This window comes from Shewanella sp. DW31, from assembly GCF_015767295.1.
GTDB classification, from domain to species: Bacteria; Pseudomonadota; Gammaproteobacteria; order Enterobacterales; family Shewanellaceae; genus Shewanella; species Shewanella oncorhynchi.
This window is the reverse complement of record NZ_JADWMP020000012.1, coordinates 92534-111591: the sequence shown is the minus strand read 5'-3', so window position 1 is coordinate 111591 and position 19058 is coordinate 92534. Positions and strand designations below refer to the sequence as shown.

Annotated in this window: 15 protein-coding genes; 8 read left to right on the top strand and 7 right to left on the bottom strand. The window is 46.6% G+C overall.

Annotated features, from left to right (window positions below; genetic code table 11):
* Positions 1-58: 58 nt before the first annotated feature.
* Positions 59-1204 (bottom strand): HlyD family secretion protein, encoded by a 1146-nt coding sequence (locus GWI56_RS11915; RefSeq protein WP_198572999.1) that lies wholly within the window; start codon positions 1202-1204, stop codon positions 59-61.
* Position 1205: 1 nt separating this feature from the next.
* A complete protein-coding gene (locus GWI56_RS11910) occupies positions 1206-1598 on the bottom strand; it encodes a DUF3302 domain-containing protein (protein ID WP_028759246.1) in 393 nt (130 codons plus the stop codon).
* Between the two features lie 281 nt (positions 1599-1879).
* On the opposite strand from GWI56_RS11910, the gene purT reads away from it, so the two are divergent.
* From purT to GWI56_RS11890, 4 genes are all read left to right on the top strand, one after another.
* The gene (gene purT, locus GWI56_RS11905; RefSeq protein WP_198572998.1) at positions 1880-3055 is read left to right on the top strand and encodes a formate-dependent phosphoribosylglycinamide formyltransferase; all 1176 of its coding nucleotides are present in this window, start codon (positions 1880-1882) and stop codon (positions 3053-3055) included.
* Between the two features lie 250 nt (positions 3056-3305).
* The gene (locus GWI56_RS11900; RefSeq protein WP_198572997.1) at positions 3306-5030 is read left to right on the top strand and encodes an RluA family pseudouridine synthase; all 1725 of its coding nucleotides are present in this window, start codon (positions 3306-3308) and stop codon (positions 5028-5030) included.
* 143 nt (positions 5031-5173) lie between these two features.
* On the top strand, positions 5174-6640 hold the full coding sequence (locus tag GWI56_RS11895) for a DUF3142 domain-containing protein (protein ID WP_198572996.1): 1467 nt from the start codon (positions 5174-5176) through the stop codon (positions 6638-6640).
* The gene (locus GWI56_RS11890; RefSeq protein WP_198572995.1) at positions 6630-8912 is read left to right on the top strand and encodes a hypothetical protein; all 2283 of its coding nucleotides are present in this window, start codon (positions 6630-6632) and stop codon (positions 8910-8912) included. Before GWI56_RS11895 ends, GWI56_RS11890 begins: the two co-directional genes overlap by 11 nt.
* Before the next feature lie 68 nt (positions 8913-8980).
* Here GWI56_RS11890 and GWI56_RS11885 read toward each other — a convergent pair whose 3' ends face one another.
* From GWI56_RS11885 to GWI56_RS11865, 5 genes are all read right to left on the bottom strand, one after another.
* The gene (locus GWI56_RS11885) at positions 8981-9934 is read right to left on the bottom strand and encodes a D-2-hydroxyacid dehydrogenase (protein WP_198572994.1); all 954 of its coding nucleotides are present in this window, start codon (positions 9932-9934) and stop codon (positions 8981-8983) included.
* Positions 9935-9969: 35 nt separating this feature from the next.
* Positions 9970-10602, bottom strand: coding sequence for an outer membrane beta-barrel protein (locus tag GWI56_RS11880; RefSeq protein ID WP_198572993.1), 633 nt, complete (start codon positions 10600-10602; stop codon positions 9970-9972).
* A gap of 41 nt (positions 10603-10643) precedes the next feature.
* Positions 10644-11432, bottom strand: coding sequence for a co-chaperone DjlA (djlA, locus tag GWI56_RS11875; protein ID WP_113939902.1), 789 nt, complete (start codon positions 11430-11432; stop codon positions 10644-10646).
* A 69-nt stretch (positions 11433-11501) separates the two neighbouring features.
* Complete coding sequence (gene murU / locus GWI56_RS11870) at positions 11502-12179, bottom strand: N-acetylmuramate alpha-1-phosphate uridylyltransferase MurU (RefSeq protein ID WP_198572992.1); 678 nt, start codon at positions 12177-12179, stop codon at positions 11502-11504.
* A complete protein-coding gene (locus tag GWI56_RS11865) occupies positions 12176-13219 on the bottom strand; it encodes a phosphotransferase (RefSeq protein ID WP_242068392.1) in 1044 nt (347 codons plus the stop codon). Before GWI56_RS11865 ends, murU begins: the two co-directional genes overlap by 4 nt.
* Before the next feature lie 159 nt (positions 13220-13378).
* Here GWI56_RS11865 and lptD point away from each other — a divergent pair, with 159 nt between their 5' ends.
* The 4 genes from lptD (at position 13379) to rsmA (ending at position 19038) form a co-directional block, all read left to right on the top strand.
* Positions 13379-15676, top strand: a complete 2298-nt coding sequence (gene lptD / locus GWI56_RS11860) for an LPS assembly protein LptD (RefSeq protein ID WP_173246378.1) — start codon at positions 13379-13381, stop codon at positions 15674-15676.
* Positions 15677-15918: 242 nt separating this feature from the next.
* The gene (surA, locus tag GWI56_RS11855) at positions 15919-17223 is read left to right on the top strand and encodes a peptidylprolyl isomerase SurA (protein WP_105249993.1); all 1305 of its coding nucleotides are present in this window, start codon (positions 15919-15921) and stop codon (positions 17221-17223) included.
* Positions 17224-17229: 6 nt separating this feature from the next.
* Complete coding sequence (pdxA, locus tag GWI56_RS11850; RefSeq protein WP_198572990.1) at positions 17230-18216, top strand: 4-hydroxythreonine-4-phosphate dehydrogenase PdxA; 987 nt, start codon at positions 17230-17232, stop codon at positions 18214-18216.
* Positions 18217-18231: 15 nt separating this feature from the next.
* Entirely contained in the window at positions 18232-19038 is an 807-nt protein-coding gene (gene rsmA, locus GWI56_RS11845; protein ID WP_198572989.1) for a 16S rRNA (adenine(1518)-N(6)/adenine(1519)-N(6))-dimethyltransferase RsmA, read from the top strand.
* The last annotated feature ends 20 nt before the right edge of the window (positions 19039-19058 follow it).

Genomic DNA, 19058 nt, shown 5'->3' with positions numbered 1-19058 from the left:
ACAAAAAAGTCCAGCGAACTGGACTTGATACAACAGACAAAAGTTAACCGATTAAGGGTTAATGTCCATCAAAAAACAAGTAATTTAGCCAACCTTGCATCCTCAGCAATACTTTACGCATCACAGCGACATGATGGAAATGTTCAGTATAAATTGCAACCTGCCCAGAAACACCCGCAGGAAATTGCGTACGGATAGCATCATCTTCGATATCAATCAGCACAATCACGCGACCATTTTGAAATAAACGAGCCGATGACTGCAGCGCGCCGCCCATTTGAACTTCACCTTCAGCCATAGCGGGTAATATTTTCGCCACTTTCCCCTTAAAGATTTGTCCTGGAGCGGCATCCAATATCACTTCAGCTTCATCACCTTCCTGCAAACGCATTAACGAGTTTTGCCAGAATGCCCCCGCAAAGTAGCGCTGCTCGTCGGGAATAAAGCTCATTACGGGACGTAATGGTAAAGGCACTGCCATCGCTCCCGCACGAAGCGCCATTTGCGTCACCACACCATCTGCAGGTGCCCGCACGACTGTCTGTTCTAAATCGTAGAGTGCACTGGCTAAATCAGCTTGCAAGCCAGCTACTTTAGTATTGACACCATCAATATTAGATTCATAGGCCAGCTTGACACGCAGTTCTTCAGCATTCGCAACGGTCAGTTGTGCCTCTGAGGCTAAGTACAATTGACGCCTATTATCGAGTTCCAGTTCAGTAAAAGGCGAATTCGCGCCCCCTTTCTTGCGGCCTAACTCATAACGCTCGAAGGCAGATTTATTACGGTCTTTATCGGCCCTAGCGCGCTCTACATTAGCCTTAGCCGACTCCCACGCCGCGGCAAGTTGTGGCACTTGGAGCTCAGCTTCCATCAAAGCGGCGCGTTTACGTTTAACAACGGCCTCGAAGGGAATAGGATCGAGACGAAATAACACATCCCCTTGTTTAACAGGCATATTAGGCTGCACTTCCACCGAAGTCACTAAGCCTTTTACTGCGGGGGTGATAGGGATAGTGACAAAATATTCACGGGCAAAACGAGAATAAGGATGGTTGTAATTCATCACGAGCAATAAGGTACCAATAATGAACACCCCGCCCAGCACTGCGGTGGGAACAGTCCATTTATTCATCGGAATTTTAAAGACTTTAAAGATAGCAATACACACGGCCGCATAGGTGAGTATGAGTAATAAATCCATGTTATACCTCAACTTTGTCTGTTTTTATCGCATCCACAGCAGGCGCTATATTCATGGGAGTTATTTGCTCTAACTGTTCAAGCCGAGTCTGAAGCCCTCTGACCGTCTCGCGCAATGAATTCACATCCTCCTCTAAAACTAATTCTCGCTTCATTACAGTATTGAACCCCCAACCGCGATCTTCACGGTATAAAGTCGCCCAGATCCATAAAAATGGCCAAATTGCATGTAGGGTGAATAGACTCACCCACCCGGCGATATGCAATGCATCTTGCTGGGGATGATTACGCTTTTTGGCTATTTCATAGGGGATATCATGAATGGCAATGACACCATAAAACATGATAATGATGACGAAAAACAAAATACCTAACGCAAAGTAATCTAAGAACATCCGCATCTCCTTGTATTAATAATATGTATTCCATCCCAAAGATTAGTGGATGGTCCCCAAACATGCTACCAACATGACATTAACATTTGAGTTTACTCTCAACCTCAGCACCAATATTAACCAAAGATATGCTGTTTCGTTTTTGCCCCCAGTGATCCGGGACACACTTGTCAATTTACTCCATGATCCTAAAGCCTGTTCAGGCTAAACTAGCCACATCATTGCGGCATAGAACGCAAGCATAAAACCCATCATCCCTACAATCTCAAAGGTACCCACACATGATAGGCACTCCCTACACTGAGGGCGCACGACGCGCCATGTTGCTCGGCTGCGGTGAACTTGGCAAAGAAGTGGCCATTGAACTGCAACGCTTAGGCGTTGAAGTGATTGGCGTTGACCGTTACGCCAACGCCCCCGCCATGCAAGTCGCGCATCGCTCCCATGTGATCAATATGCTCGATGCCAACGCCCTGCGTGCCGTTATCGAGTTAGAAAAACCGCACTTAGTCATCCCAGAAATTGAAGCCATCGCCACCCAAACCTTAGTGGACATGGAAGCCGAAGGGGTGAATATTATCCCAACAGCTCGGGCAACAAAGCTCACTATGGACAGGGAAGGTATTCGCCGCCTCGCCGCTCAAACCTTAGGTTTACCAACCTCGCCATATTTTTTCTGTGATACCGAAACCGAATTTAATCAAGCGATTAGTGAAATTGGTGTGCCCTGTGTGGTTAAGCCGGTCATGAGCTCCTCGGGCAAAGGCCAAAGCGTTATTCGCGATATCGCCCTCAGCCATAAAGCGTGGCAATACGCCCAAGAAGGCGGACGCGCCGGCGGCGGTCGCGTGATAGTCGAAGGCTTTATTCCCTTCGATTATGAAATCACCCTGTTAACCATCAGCGCAGTCAACGGCATTCATTTTTGTGCGCCCATTGGCCACAGGCAAGAAGATGGCGATTATCGCGAGTCATGGCAGCCACAAGCCATGTCCGATGAAGTGTTAGCAAAATCCCAAGCGATTGCGAGCAAAGTCGTCGAAGCCCTTGGCGGTTATGGACTATTTGGCGTAGAACTGTTTGTTAAAGGCAATGAAGTGTATTTCTCTGAAGTCTCGCCAAGACCCCACGACACAGGCTTAGTCACACTCATCAGCCAAGATTTATCGGAATTTGCCCTGCATGTTAGAGCGATTCTCGGCCTACCTATTCCCAATATCCATCAGCATGGTCCAAGTGCCTCAGCGGTAATTTTGGCCGAAGGCACCTCAAGCAATATCCGCTACCAAGGGATTGGTGCGGCATTAGAAGCGGTCAACACTCAGCTTAGATTATTCGCCAAACCCGATATTGATGGTCGCCGCCGTTTAGGTGTCGCGCTTGCCCGTGATATCGATATCGACAGCGCAATCAGCAAAGCACTCGATAGCGCCAGTAAAGTAAAAGTCATCTTTTAAGCGGGTTTAACCGTTTAAAATTGGCTTTAAGTACAAGCGACACATCAAAGGGAAATGCGCTTTAATGCTATTTCCCTTTTTCAACACAGAGCCGCACCAATAAAAAGTGACAGCCCAAAATCGACAGTCCCAAATCGACAGAGTAAACTAGCGCCCTTTCTTGCTAGCCATCATCCTAAGTTGTGGCTTAACTCAGATAATTAACTCCGATAATTAACCCAGATAAGTAAAACCAACAGTAGACCCCAATATGCATCTTCAGCCTTCTTGCTTTACCTCTTTCACACAAGCCATTGATGCCTATGCCCTGCCGCAACGTTTTACCTTTCCTTTCTATTACGAACCGCATCCATTATGCGTGATCGCAGCCAACGAATTACAACGCCACCTTGAGACTCAAAACGATTGGCAACATAACTTTGGCCTCACGGGGGAGTTAACCGGTGCCATTGGTAAAATGTTTGGTGTACTTTTAGTGCAAGATCCGCAGGGAGATGTGGGCTATTTGTCGGCATTTTCGGGCAAGTTAGCTGAGCAGAACCATTGGCCACGCTTCGTTCCACCTGTGTTTGATATGCTGGCTAAGGACAATTTTTTCCACGCCGAAAATCTGCAAATCAACCAAATTAACGAGCAGCTACTTGCAGTAGAAAATCACCCCGATATTCCTCGGCTATCGAGCGAACTCAACGCTGAGCAAGCTCAAGCACAGGCCAAGCTTGCCGCCCACAGGCAAGTGATGATCGACGGCCGTCAATCCCGCAAGACGCAGCGCAATCAACTCGCAGTGCAATGGGCAGCCAATCCAACTGATGAGACTTTACGTGAAAATACTGCAATCGAAGCTAAACTCAGCCAAGAAAGCATTAATGAAAAGAATCAGTTAAGAGATATTAAACGCTATTGGGATGAACGTATCCATGCCATCAGCCAAGCGTTAACTCTGCTCACTGATAAGCGTGACGCGTTAAGACTACAGCGTAAACAGCTCTCGGCGGCGCTGCAGCAAAAGCTGTTTGAGCAGTATCGTTTTTTGAATATTCGCAGCGCAGAAAAAAGCCTTAACGGCATATTTAACGGGACGGTTGAGTTAACACCGCCCGCAGGCTCAGGGGAATGTGCCGCCCCTAAGTTGCTACATTACGCCTTTAAACACGGTCTTAAACCATTGGCGATTGCCGAATTTTGGTGGGGGGCGCCGCCAAAATCAGAAATTCGCCAACATAAGCAGTTTTATCCTGCCTGTCTGCGCAAATGCCAGCCTATCTTGGGGCATATGCTCGAAGGGCTTGTTGTCGATGATAATCCGCTGCTGACGAACCCCGCCGAAGGCAAAACCTTAAGCATCCTCTACCAAGACGAGGCGATGGCGATTGTGAACAAACCCGCCGAGTTTTTATCAGTGCCCGGCAAAGAGATTGAAGACTCAGTGTATTCGCGCATGCGGCAAACGTTTCCCTATGCCACAGGGCCACTTATCGTCCACAGGCTCGATATGTCGACCTCGGGATTAATGGTGATCGCATTGACAAAAGACGCCCATAAACAGCTGCAAAAACAGTTTATCCAGCGCACAGTGACTAAGCGTTATGTGGCACTTTTAGCAGGGATCCCTACAGCAATGGCAGATAAACAGGCCGCAGGACAAATCTCTTTACCCCTACGTGGCGATTTAGACGATAGACCGAGACAACTCGTTTGCCATGAGTTTGGCAAAGCGGCCCAAACCTATTGGAAATTAAGCCATATCGATGAAATGGCACGTACAGCCCGCGTGTATCTATCCCCAAAAACGGGCCGAACCCATCAACTCAGAGTTCACTGCGCCCACTCAGAAGGGCTAAATACGCCCATTGTAGGTGACGATCTGTACGGCACTCGCGCCAATCGCCTGCATCTGCATGCAGATTTATTGATGCTTCAACATCCCGTCACCCGTGAACAGATGCGCTTTCAAGTCGATCCTGATTTTTGAGATCTGAGTTCTGATATTGATTAACAAGGCACCAAAAGGAAAACCAAGCTTAGTGGGCATTATCAGAAGTTTGACCGCGATGTATAAGTGGCATTTTTCGGGCATAGTAATGCCTCACTCAAAACGGAATCGACAGCGGTAGTATGGGCATAGGCAATCTGGTTAAAAACATAAGCCGAAATCAATGGTTCTTATTTGCTTTGTTGAGCGCCGCCGTATTTATGAGCGCCTGTCAGCCAGCATCAAATCCCAACGAAACCACGGCTAGCCCAAATACCAGTGTCGCAGTAAAAGCCGCTACAGAAGCAACAACCCTTCGAGCGCCACTTTCACAGGAAGTCTATATCTGGCAGCGCCAATGGCGCCCCGCCAATCAAACGGCATTAGTGCAAAGCCAAGATGCATTTCAAGGATTACGTATTTTAGCGCTGCAAGCGCATCCAAAACCCAATGGCGCAGACATTTGGTTTGAAGTTGCGGTCAATCATGCTTGGTTGCAGGCAGATCCTAGGCCAAAAATTGCCGTGATTCGCTTAGATGGTCAGTTCGTGCATTTAAATGATGAACAAGTGATCAATAAAATCAACCAAGTACTAGCAACTTGGCAGGCAAAAGGCACGCACATCGCGGGGGTTGAAATCGACCACGACAGTGCCAACAGTAAACTGCCAGCCTATCGGGATTTTCTTAAAAAACTTAAAGCGCAGTTACCCGCAGAACTCAAACTCAGCATTACTGCACTGCCCGCTTGGCTCAGTAGCGCCGATTTTCCCGTGTTACTCACCAGTATTGATGAACTGGTGCTACAAATTCACAGCGTAAGCGATCCACGCCTCGGACTATTCGATGCGACTCAAGGTTGGCAGTGGGTGCAGCAACTCTCAAATATCAGCACTGTGCCTTACCTTATTGCGCTCCCCGCCTATGGTTCGGCGGTCATCAGTACAGCTTCAGGTTATAAAGTTGAAAGTGAAACACCGCTGCGCGATCAACTCCAATCAGCCAATGTAGTACAGGAACTGATGGCCGACCCTCTAGTATTACAAGCCTTTGTGCAAAAACTACACACTCAAAAAGATGCCAAACTCAGAGGCATTATCTGGTTTCGGCTGCCGCTGGAAGGGGATAAAAGGGTTTGGCCACTCAACACCTTAATCGCCGTTGCACAGCAAGGTGAACTTGCCGCTAAGATTGAATTAGTGATCTCAAGCGATAACAAGGCCATAACCCAAACGATATTAGCCGCTGAAAATAAGCCAAAAAATCTGGAAATCCACAGGCCACAGCTATTTCAACTGAGCTTAATGAATCACGGTAATATTGCAGGTGAAATTCCTCCTATTTTGTCGCTAGCGGGACAAGCTTGCAGCGGGTATGATGCGCAAAATGGCTATAGCGTAATACAAAAAGATGGGCTGTTAACGTGGCAATGGCGAGCTGAGAATACAGCAGCGTTGACACCAACCAAAACAGTTTCACGCACTGCAATCATGCCTATGCCGCAATCAAACAGAGACATTCAAACACACATGCTCAACCCTGGCGGCCAAAAAGTGATAGGCTGGGCACGTTGTGAGTCATTATATTTACAGGGAATTTATGCGCCATAAGCCAAAACTATCGTTTACCATGGCAACACCCAATCGGGCTTTTATGCTTAAAAAGACCACGCTCATTTGTTTAAGCTTATTTTCCCCTATGCTATTGGCCTGCGGCCCCGATTTTCCTTTGCAACTCACTCAGGATAGGCAGAGCAATCTCAGTTATTTACCGCAAACCTCCTTTAGCCAGCAGCTCACAGCCCTCGCCAAGCCTTTACCTTGGCAGTATCAAGATGCACCAGCTGCACAGGAATATCTCTGGGATGAAGTGCATAGCCGTTATCTTTCACAAACTCGCGCCTTTGAAAACAGCGAGTTAAGTGACGCCCATTTAGCCTTAGTGAACACTTTGCGGGATGCAACGGGCCCCATTGAAGCCGAGCAAATGGCCGCTAAGTTAGACAAAGATCTACCACAAGCGCTAACTTGGTACACCTTAGGTGCCGTAGCGTTTGAAGCAAAAGATTATGAGAGGGCGAGTAACTATTTCATCAAAATCATCAAATTACCACAAAGTGAACGCGCATCTCGTAGCCTGTGGGCACTCTATTCGCTGTCGCGTATTGAGCTTATCTTAAGCAAGACTTCGGCTGATCCTGAACATTTTAATCGTGCCAATGCTTACCTAACACAATTACAAACCGAAGTCGCACAAGGTGCCGCCGATCCCCTGCGTTTGAGTTTAGCGAGCTTAGGTGAACAAGCCTATATCCTGCTACACCAAGGCCAGCCGCTCCCGCAATTGACCAATCAAGGTACAGGTGAAACTGAGTCAGAGCTGCAAATGACTCTCATCCCTGATGCACTGAATAAAGCTATTGAGCTCTATGCCACCCAATCGGTACAGGGCGATAGCGGCGGTTATGATTCCTTATTGATGTTAAGCCGCACTTTGATGGGTAAAGAGATTGCTGAACTTAAGCCGCTACTGCAACAGGCGAGCGTGCAGCAGTTATTGATTGCCTATTGGCAAAGCAGCACTAATGAATTCGCCTACAATGGCCAGCTTTCAGAAATGGGATTAAAGGTTGCTGAGCTCCTTAAAGTATTTCCAACCGATGGCTTACAGCTCAACCATGGCGATAAATTAGCGGCGATTTATTACCAGTTAGGGGATTATGCCAGTGCTGAGCGCCTATTAACGCTAGCGAAACCGAGCGGCCTCACTTGGTGGCTCAACGCAAAATTAATGCTACAAAAGGGCGATCAAGCAGAAGCGGCCAAGGCCTATGCTCAGGCAGCGCGTCACTTCCCTGAGCAACTCAATAAGATCTCGGCCACTGTTGACGCTAAAGAAACTCAGCAACAAGCCATTAATGCCGATGAAGATACAGCCACTTACTGTCGTATTCGTGCCGAGCAAGGAGTGTTGTCACTAGAGCGTGGCGAATATGTCGATGCGCTCAGTCACTTACTCGCCAGCGGTGATGAGTACTGGCAAGACATCGCCTATGTGGCGGAGCGCGTGCTCACCACGGCTGAACTTAAGTTATTTGTCGACGAACATGTGCCATTTATCGCCTTTGAATACCCTAAAGACAGCGACTGGTACGATAATATTGAGCCAATTAACAACCGCTTGCGCTACTTGCTAGGTCGCAGGCTATTACGCGAAGGCGCGATAGCTGAAGCGCCAGTTTACTTCCCTAACCCTAAACTGAATGCCAGCGCCCTTGCCTACGGCACAGAGTTGAATGCAGCGAAAAAAACAAAAGGCATTGATAGCGCGAAAGCCTATTGGGCTGTTGCCGAACTTGCCCGCCACCAAGGCATGGAACTCTTAGGGTTTGAATTAGCCCCGGATTACACTATTTACCAAGGTGTGTTCGATCTAAGTGATTGGAATGAACCGAGCAAACTGGCTGAGAAAGAACAGCTGCGGATCAGTGCCAGCCAAGCAATCCCCGATAAACGCTTCCATTATCGCTACACGGCGGCGGAACTAGCCAACAAGGCATCGGATCATGTGCCCCACAACAGCCAAGCCTATGCAGCGCTACTCTGCCAAGCCACAGGTTGGGTATTGTATCGAGATCAAGAACTTGCCCTGCGTTACTACAAAAAATACGTCGCCAACGGCCCCTTTGTGCCTTGGGCCGAGAACTTTGGTTTGCAGTGTGAAGCGCCCGATTTTGACGGTGCAGTAAAACGAGCGCAGGCGAATGAAATGGCAGAATGGAACGCCCTGTACCACAAGCTGAAAAAGCCCGTCGTATTTGGCGTATTAGCCCTCACAGGCTTATTGGGTGTGTGGTGGATGCGTAGAAGAAAAACTCAATAATAAATAACCATTTACGTCTTTCTCTCTCAACATCGATATGATGAAAAGAGAGAAAGACGCATACCGCTTTACTTGTTCACGCAGTTAATCACTTCCCCCTTCAAATAACCGTTCAAATTCGCCACTGCGATATTGAGTAGACTTTGCCTTGCTTCCTTCGTCGCCCACGCATTATGCGGGCTGATGCTGATATTAGGCGCATGCAGTAAGGGATTATCTGCAGTGGGCGGCTCGGTCGATAACACATCCACGCCGGCAAATAACTTGCCTTGAGCCAGCGCAGCAGCAAGCGCGGCTTCATCAATTAATCCACCGCGCGCCGTATTAATCAGCAACGCATTAGGCTTCATCAAGGCGAGGGTTTGTTGATTGATAAATTGCTCAGTTTCTGGAGTAAGCGGACAATGGAGCGAAATAATATCTGATTCGCTAAGCACAGTATCACGTGGCGCCCACGTCACGCCTTGGGGTAAATCCTTGATGATTGAACGAGTATTGACAAGAACTTTCATCCCGAATGCGAGGGCGAGCGTTCCCACCTGCTGACCGATATCGCCATAACCTATTAAGCCTAAAGTCTTGCCTTTTAAAGATTGCAACGGCATTAAAGTAAAACAAAAATCTTGGCAGTTCACCCACTGGCCATCGACCACAGCTTGATGATGGGCGGCCACGGCTTGGGTGTGATGCAGAATATGGGCAAACACCATTTGCGCAACGGCATCAGGCGCATAAGCGGGCACATTAGTGACCACTATACCTTGCGCTTTAGCTGCCGCGATATCGACAACGTTCGTGCCCGTGGCCAATACGCCTATGTATTTGAGACTAGGAAGTTGCGCTAACGTCTTTGCATTCAAGGGCGTTTTATTGGTGAGAATGACTTCAGCACCTTGGGCTCGCGCGACAATATCAGCGCCACTTGTACGGGAAAAACACGCAAACTCGCCTAATTCATTTAAAGATTGCCAGCTGAGATCGCCAGGATTTAAGGTTTCACCATCAAGTACGACTATTTTCATGCCACTAAATCTCCTTTTAAGACGATGCGTTAGATCTAAAAACTGACTTTGAGCCCAAGGTTAGCCTGAGCCTGCCACATCACATCCGACGTAATATGCCATAGGCATTCATCTTCATTGCAAAACAGCGAAGTGTCACTGTTGATAAAAGTCGCATAACCCCGAATATCCGCAAACAGGCCAAAGTGTGGCGTCACTTGATACTCTACCCCGCCACCAATTCCCATGGAGAAACGCGTTTCGCTCGACCAACCGCTAGGCAGCATGCGGGTGATTCCCGCGCTGGCGGTGACATAGGGCTGGATATCGCCACGGGGGAAATATAAAGTGCCACCCAAGTGGATGTAATCTAAATCTAACGAGGTAAGAAAGTCTGGCGTAAACAAGCCGCCACTTTTCAGTTCAGAGGCTTGATGACTATATAAAAGATAAATATTACCGGGATCATTGGTGCCAATACCCACCATCAAACCGTAATGACTCGACTCCTCAACCTTCACATCGGCCTTATTACCCGTTTGATCTGTGTTGACCTCATATTGATTCACATCAAATTGACCGCCCCCCAGACTATAACCACCAAAAGGAGCGATAAATACCTCGGCCTGCGTAGACATAGCCACAGGTAACAAACTCGCCAACAGCAACAAACGGTAAGTGTTTTTCATAATGAATTCCTTATCTTTTACAAAAACCAATTTAATCAAGGCTAACGCATACCGCGCTCAGACTTGACTCTGTCATAGGCTGCTTGAATATCCTGAGCCTTACGATTAGCTAGCTCCATCATTTCCGGTGGCAACCCTTTCGCCACTAACTTATCGGGATGATGTTCATTCATCAATTTACGGTAAGCCCGTTTAACTTCTTGGTCGCTAGCTTCGTTCGTAATGCCAAGTAAACTGTAGGCATCAGTAATCGATGTTTTATTGCCACTCGATGTTTGATGGAAACGAAACTCCGCCTGCCAGCGTTTAAGTAATTCATCTAACTGCGCTCGACCATAACCTAACTCTTGAGCAATCGTCATCAAGATAGCGTGCTCAGCAGGATCCAATTCACCATCAGACAGTGCCGTTTGGATCTGGATTTCGATGAACATCTGCACTAACTCTTTGCGTCCCATCGTAATAACACGGAAAGCTTGTAAGCTGCTGCGCAAATCAAAATCCGCCGATTTACCCTCACGAAATGCCTGTTGCGCCTCTTTACGGGCTTCCCCCGTTAAACGCATTTGATCCATTAATAAGGTCGCAATGCGAATATCGGTTTCGGTAACATGTCCTGATGCTTTCGCCACATGCCCCATTACTGCAAATGTGGTATTAAAGAAAATGGCTTGGCGATTCTTAGCCTGCCCTAGAATCTGTCGAAAACCCACGCCCGATGCCGCACGCTTATCGTAAAGATGACCGAGCCACAAACCTAGCAGTGCACCAAAAATACGGCCGAACATAAAGCCAATGACAAATCCAAAAAACTTACCCCAAAGCCGCATCTTATTTCCTGATTTCTATTATGTATTTGATGCACTAGCTTAATCCTATGGATATGCCAGCACCGAAATTTACTTGTTACTTTGTAACCTTAGTTCAAGCGCTTGCAATCGTGCAATGGTACCGACATCACACCAAAATCCATTAAACAAGGCACCACTAACTCTGTCTTGAGCCATTTGCGATCGGAGCAACGGACCCAGTGCAAAGGCGCCCTGCGGCGTGTCATGAAATAGCGCAGGGTGATAAATGCCCATGCCCGAAAACGTGTACTTAACATCGCCACGCTCCTGCACTTGATGACCATTCAAAGCAAAATCGCCATTTGGATGCTGCTCAGGATTAGGCACTAACCATAAGTGAGCGAGCCTATCCGCAGCCAGTTGCGTGATTGGCGGTAAAGCATCAATAAACACATCACCATTAATCACTAAAAAAGGTTCGTCGCTTCCGTCCTCACACAATAAAGGCAAAGCGCGTTTAATGCCGCCGCCTGTTTCTAACGCGCTCTCTTCAGCGCTATACCGAATGCGCACCCCAAAAGTGCTGCCATCGCCCAGAGCTTCGACTAACTTATGCCCTAGCCAAGCATGGTTGATGACGATATCGACTATGCCTTTCGCGGCAAGTTTTTCAATATGATAAACAATCAGCGGCTTACCTAACACTGGCACCATAGGTTTAGGTAAACTGTCCGTTAACGGCCGTAACCTTTCCCCTCGTCCAGCGGCCAAGATCATGGCTTTCATTGCTTAACCTCAGATGAAGACTGACTCACAGTAAACGCAGGTAACACACGACGAGTTAACCAGTGTGCAAATGGCACGAGTTCGGGATACTGCAGCGAGATGTCGACAATATACGTTAATGTCAGTGGAATATCCGCCATATACGCAGGTTTACTATCGCGATAGTTTAACCGTGCAAAAATCCCTACCGCCTTAATGTGACGCTGTAAGCCCATGAGATCAAACCAAGTTTGATATTGCTCAAAAGGAGTCTGTGCGGGAATAAAACCAAGCGCTAATGCTTGCTGATAATGATACCGCATCAAGTCTGCAACTAACGGCTGTGGCCAACGAATATAACAATCGCGTAGTAGTGATACCGCATCGTAAGTCACAGGACCAACGACAGCATCCTGAAAATCAATCACGCACAGCTTGTCCGCTTGCAGCATAAGATTACGGCTATGGAAATCCCTATGCATTCCCACACTAGGTTGAGATAACGCATTGCCGACGAGGCGATCAAAAGTATCATTCAGCAATTGCAACTCTGCCGCGTCCAAAGACAAATTAAGATGTGTTCCTAACAGCCACTCAGTAAAAATGTGTAATTCACGGCGCACAAAGGCTTCATCGTAGTTAGGTAATGCCTGTACTAAACCACTATCAAGATTCTTGCACTCAATTACAGCGGCCACTTGCGGTAATAAATCGAGCGCCTGATGGTAAAACCGTTCAACATTTTGTACCGTCAATACAGATAAGAGTTGAGTATCGCCCAAATCACTCATCAACATAAAACCCAGATCGGCATCGGCGTGGATTACTTTTGGAACTGTCAGTCCCACGGCTGAATAAGCATTCGACAGTGCAATAAAGGGGGCGATAGGCACTAACTGAGGCGGTGAATCGGCGGCGATAAAGGTAGCATCAGGCATCGAAATTCGAAAGTAACGCCTAAAACTTGCGTCGCCGGAAATCAACACAGGCATCACCTCACAGGAAAAATAAGCATTCAGCCACTGATTAAGGGAAAGAAATCTCGGATCGGATAAAGTCATTTCATGGCTCTTAAAGAAAAATTGCTTTATTATAGCTGGCATAGAATTTGGAAACAGCTAAGAAATTGAGAGATTTATTAAGCGATGTTGCGTTTGTCAATTGCAACTTTCCCCATCCATACTTGTCCAGAATAAGAAATCATAATTACTGACCTAAAGATGCAGATCCGATACCTTCTGGCCCTGAGCCTGTTACCGCAATTAGTCCTGGCAGACGACTCTCTAACCGCTTCGGCATCCCAATGCTTAATCGAACCGCCAGTACCCCGTATCGTATCTCAAACCCAAGGGATGAGTGCGGCTGAACTCAACAAAATTCGTATTGCGTCTGATAACACCAATGCCGAAATGGGGAAGCAGGCGATTTTCCGTGGCGATGTGGTTTTTAGCCAAGGCGATAGGCACATAGCAGCCGATGAGGCGATTTTAGATCAAGCTACTGAACAGTTTGATGCCAATGGTAATTTAGTCTTTCAAGACAGTAACTTCACCGTTACAGCCGAATCCTTACAAGCTCAAATGCGGACAAACCGTGCCACCCTTAAAGGCGCACAATATTGGATCCATGGCCAACAAGTTCACGGTGATGCCGAAAAACTGCAAATTACTATCAATAACAATTTAATTTTAACGAATACCAACTTCACTACTTGCCCTCCTGACAATGTGTCTTGGCTACTCGAGGCCGAAAAGATCAAGATCAACAGCGAAGAAGAATGGGGCGAAATTTGGAATGCCAAACTAAGAATTGGCGGTGTACCTGTATTCTATATTCCCTACATGACAGTCCCCGTTTCAGACAAACGTAAATCTGGCTTTCTCTACCCTAGTTTTAGCACTAGCACTACAGATGGTGTCGAAATTTCTGCACCTTATTATTGGAATATTGCCCCAGAGTACGATTTAACATTTACGCCTAGCTATATGTCAAACCGTGGTTTATTCACTAAAACAGAGTTTGGTTATCTGGCGGGTGAGGCCCAAAATGGCCGAGTCAATTTAGAATATCTAGGCAATGACAAATTGATCGATGGTAGCCCGAATCGCTACTTATATAACTGGCAGCATCAAGGGGCGATCGACAAAAATTGGCGCGTATTAGCGAATTTTACCGATGTATCAGATAACAATTATTTCAATGACTTAAAGTCAGATGTTAACCGTGCAACCGATAACCAGTTATCACGCATAGGTGAAATCAGCTACTTCGAAAGTAACTGGGATCTAAGCACCCGAGTACAAGATATTAAAGTACTGGGTGAGGATGAAAAACCATATCAAGTCATGCCTCAGGTTAACTTTAACTATCGCGCTGCTGATTTTTGGAACAATTTAGATTTTGGTTTCAATTCGGAGCTAACGAATTTTGCCCATCAGGACAACAATGTTAATACGGCGACTCGTTTGTACATGTCACCAAGCGTAACTCTGCCAATACATGGGCCTTCAGGCTCGCTCACCAGTCAAGTTAAGTTGATGCAGACCAATTATTGGCAGCATAACGAAGATCCAGACATAGTTGTTGACGACACAGTGAATCGCACCATCCCGCAGGTACGGATTAATGGTCAAATCAACTTCGAACGTTTTACTGAGCTTTTCGATCAAAACTACCGCCAAACGCTCGAGCCACAATTTCAATATCTTTATGTCGGCTACGAAGATCAACGCAACATAGGCATTTATGATACAGCTCAATTACAGGACGACTACTTTGGTCTATTCCGTGATCGTCGCTTCTCGGGTCTGGATCGGATTTCCGATGCAAATCAAGTCACTCTAGGTGTTACTACACGCCTGTTTGATAGTCATAACCAAGAAGCCACTAAATTCAGTCTAGGACAAATTTTTTATCTGCAAGACAGTAAAGTCGGTTACGAAGACAGTATTTTTGAGTCTAATCAATCAACTTCAGTACTTGCTGCAGAGTTAGATACCCGCTTGTCCCATGATTGGTATATGGGGGCTGCGATTCAGTACGATACCAACACCAGTGACAATAAAAAATCTGAAGTCACCTTAGATTTCAGACCTGAAGCGAATAAATTACTGCAATTTAGCTATCGCTATGTCCCAGATTTATTGAACTCAAATACCAATGATACAGTGAACATCTCCCAAGCGGGCGTTCGTGGCGCTTGGCCAATCAGTGATGACCTCTACTTTGTTGGTAATTGGTATTATGACCTTAACGAAAGTCGCAGTATTGAAACTTACACAGGTATCCAGTACGAATCATGCTGTTACGCAGTAAGACTTAGTTATCATTATCGCATTAAAACCAACTATGACGACAATATAGGTTCTGCCACAATTGATCCTCGTGAGCAGTTTGATAGTGGTGTCTACCTGAACTTAATCATTAAGGGACTCGGTGGTTCTGGCCCATTAGGCGTATCCGATATGCTCAATGACGGCCTGTTTAACTACAGAAAACCGCTTTATCTGAGGAATTAGCAAAGAATTGTGATAGATTGCTGAACCTCAACAAGGACTCAGAGTCCAAACAGATTAATGAGTGCTTTACCGTTCACCTTTTGCTAAAGCGAATAAAAGCGAATCTTAAGGTCTAACCTTGCACTCAAATGCGTCGCCAAAAAATTACATTAGGGCAACTCACTGTAATTTCGATATAAATGGTAAAGTTATTTCAATTAAGCCGTCGAACCTGACCTTAGAACGTGCCAAGGATTTTGTGGATGAAACCCAGTAAACATCTGATTTTTGCTTTATTTGCACTCGCGATCAGCCAACCTACATTGGCCGCACCCCAGCCGCTAGACCGCGTTGCAGTCCAAATTAACGACGGCATAGTGCTCGAAAGTGAAATCACTAACATGATTGACACTGTTAAAGCGAATGCCAAAGCAGCAAACCAATCGTTACCTTCTGACAGTGCCCTGCGCACTCAGGTGATTGAGCGTTTAATCTTAACTCGCCTACAATTGCAAATGGCCAGTCGTATAGGGCTGAATATTGGTGACTTACAACTAGACCAAGCGATTGAAAACATCGCGCGCGAACAAAAAATGTCTGTCGCGCAGATGCAACAAAAAATTGAAAGCGAAGGTTTAAGTTTCAGCCAATACCGAGAACAATTGCGCGAAGAAATCACTCTAGGTGAAATTCAACGTATTCAAGTACAACGCCGCATTCAAGTATCACCACAGGAAATTACTAGCCTAGTCAAACTCATCCAAGAACAAGGGATGAAAGATGTGGAATACCAAATTGGCCATATCCTGATTGACGTGCCTAATAACCCCACCAGTGAACAACTCGAAGCATCAAGCAAACGCGCCAATATCGTATTAGAACGTTTGAAGAGTGGTGAGGATTTCCGTCGTACCGCTATCGCTTCTTCTTCAGGTCCTAAGGCACTCGAAGGCGGTATTTGGGATTATATGAACATCAACGAAATGCCAACTCTGTTCGCCGAAGTGATTAACGGTGCGAAAATGGGTGACATTATCGGCCCGATTAAGAGTGGTGCAGGTTTCCATATTATTAAGATCATGGATGCTCGCGGCCTACAAACCAAAGAAATTGAAGAAGTTAGAGCGCGCCACATTTTGCTCAAGCCATCGCCGATCCTGTCAGAAGACCGCGCTAAAGCCATGCTTGAGCAATTCCTGAAACAAATCCGCTCAGGTGAAGCTAAGTTTGAAGACCTAGCGCGTCAATACTCAGAGGATCCTGGTTCGGCCACAAAAGGTGGTGAATTAGGTTGGGCAGAACCAAGCATTTACGTACCTGAGTTTGCTCAAACGCTCAATAGTTTGAAAAACGACCAAATTAGTGAGCCATTCCGTACGACTCACGGTTGGCATATCACTCAATTAGAAGAACGCAGAAAAACCGACGCCACGGATCAGTTCAATAGCAACCGTGCGCACCAGTTGATCTTCCGTCGCAAATTTAACGAAGAACTGCAAAACTGGCTAGACGAAATGCGTTCAGACGCATACATTGAAATCTTCCAGCCAGAGACCAATCGAGGTTAATTCTAATTGAGCACTAAACGTATTGCCGTTACCCCAGGCGAACCCGCAGGTATTGGCCCCGATTTAGTCATACAACTCGCTCAGCAGGCTTGGCCTGCTGAGTTAGTCGTTTGTGCGGATCCAGAATTACTTGCGAGCCGTGCGAAACGACTCGGTTTGCAAGTGACTTTCCGCCCTTACCAGCCAAATCAAGCTCCTAAACCGCAAGAAGCGGGCACATTAACCATAGCGCCCTTTAAGTTAGTGAGCGAATCGATTTGCGGTCAGCTCGATGAGCAAAACAGCACTTATGTAGTTGAAACCTTGCGTTATGCGGGCGAAAAAAACATGAGCGGCGAGTTTGATGCTGTCGTGACAGGCCCTGTGCATAAAGGCATTATCAATCAAGCAGGTATTTCCTTTAGTGGCCATACTGAGTTTTTTGCCCATCAAGCAAATTGCCCCGATGTGGTGATGATGCTGGCAACACCAGGTTTGCAAGTGGCACTCGTGACCACCCATATTCCTCTGGCCTATGTTGCAAAAGCCATAACGCGCCAACGCTTACAGCATATTATCAAGATTCTACATGCCGATCTCATCAGCAAATTTGGCATAGTTTCACCGAAAATTTATGTCTGTGGCCTCAATCCACACGCAGGTGAAGACGGCCATTTAGGGCGTGAAGAAATCGACGTGATTATTCCTGCACTCAACGAGTTGCGAGAAGAGTTCCAGATGAATATTGTCGGCCCATTACCGGCCGATACTCTGTTCCAACCTAAATATTTACAGGACGCCGATGTCGTCTTGGCCATGTACCATGACCAAGGACTTCCCGTTCTCAAGTCACAAGGATTTGGCAAATCGGTAAACATCACCTTAGGTTTACCTTATATTCGTACCTCGGTTGACCACGGTACGGCGCTCGATCTCGCGGGTACAGGCAAGGCCGATATTGGCAGTTTTGTCTGTGCTCTGAATAAAGCCATTGAGTTATCCTCAAAGAACTAAACGATTACATTATTAATGAGCAACAAAGTACATTTAGGCCACACGGCCAGAAAGCGTTTCGGACAAAACTTCCTTACCGACGGCAATGTGATTGACCGCATTGTGGGTGCAATTGCACCCGATAATCACCATGTGATGGTCGAAATCGGCCCTGGCCTTGGTGCCTTAACTGAACCTGTAGCCGATGCTGTGGATAATCTGACTGTCGTCGAACTCGACCGCGATCTGGTTGAACGCTTACATCAACACCCAGTCCTTAAAAATAAACTGACTATTCACCAAGGTGATGCACTGCAGTTTGATTTTGGCAAACTGAGTGTGCCTGGCAAAAAAATGAAAGTATTCGGTAACTTACCTTACAATATTTCAACGCCACTGATGTTCCACCTGTTCGAATTTGCCGAACAGATTGAAACCATGCACTTTATGCTACAAAAAGAAGTGGTACTGCGTCTATCGGCAAGCCCAGGCTGTAAAGCCTATGGCCGTTTAACGGTCATGGCACAATACTTCTGCCAAGTGGTTCCGGTTCTCGAAGTACCGCCCCACAGCTTTACCCCTGCGCCTAAAGTGGACTCAGCAGTCGTACGCTTATTGCCATACACCGTAAAGCCGTTCCCTTGTAAAGATGTAACCGTACTACGCCACCTTTGTACTACCGCATTCAACATGCGTCGTAAGACTCTGCGTAATAACTTAAAGCACATGTTATCTGACGATGAGTTCGAGCAGTTAGGGATTGACTCAAGTCAACGCCCAGAACAGATTAGCGTGCAGCAGTATGTTGCTATGGCTAACATGGTTTGCGATAAGAAAGCATAAATATGTCAGGGCACTTAGGT